This window comes from Serratia sp. ASV30, assembly GCF_016428815.1.
Taxonomy (GTDB): Bacteria; Pseudomonadota; Gammaproteobacteria; order Enterobacterales; family Enterobacteriaceae; genus Chania; species Chania fonticola_C.
This window is the reverse complement of sequence record NZ_JAELTL010000210.1, coordinates 1-415: the sequence shown is the minus strand read 5'-3', so window position 1 is coordinate 415 and position 415 is coordinate 1. Positions and strand designations below refer to the sequence as shown.

General features: G+C 63.9%; 1 protein-coding gene. It reads right to left on the bottom strand.

Annotated elements, in window-relative coordinates:
- A partial coding sequence (locus tag JHD74_RS26125; protein ID WP_199063921.1) for an Ig-like domain-containing protein occupies window positions 1–415 on the bottom strand: 415 nt, incomplete at both ends.

Here is a 415-nt window from a genome sequence, read left to right as displayed (position 1 = left end):
TGCGGCTCGACGTTGTCCACCACGCTGGTGATTGCCGGCACGCCTGGAATGGTGATATCCACCGTCAGGTCGTAGGACGGGGTGCTTGGCGTGGTCTTGTTGCCCGCCGCGTCTACCGCCACGATGGTCAGCCGGTTGCTGCCTTCCAGCAGTGGCGTGGTCGGCGCCATGCTCCAGGTACCGTCTGCCTGTACCGTCGCACTGCCAATCACGTGGTTGCCCGCGCTGTCTTGTGCGTACACCAGGATGGTGTCACCCGCCGTACCGATCCCGCTGATCATCGGCTGGCTGTCGTCGGTGATACCGCCAGAGGCGATATTGCCCGTCACGCTGCCCACGTTGTCTTCCACCCCGGTGATCGCCAGGAACTCTGGCCCGACCGGCGATGGGGTGTAATCGGTGGTCAGATCAAACG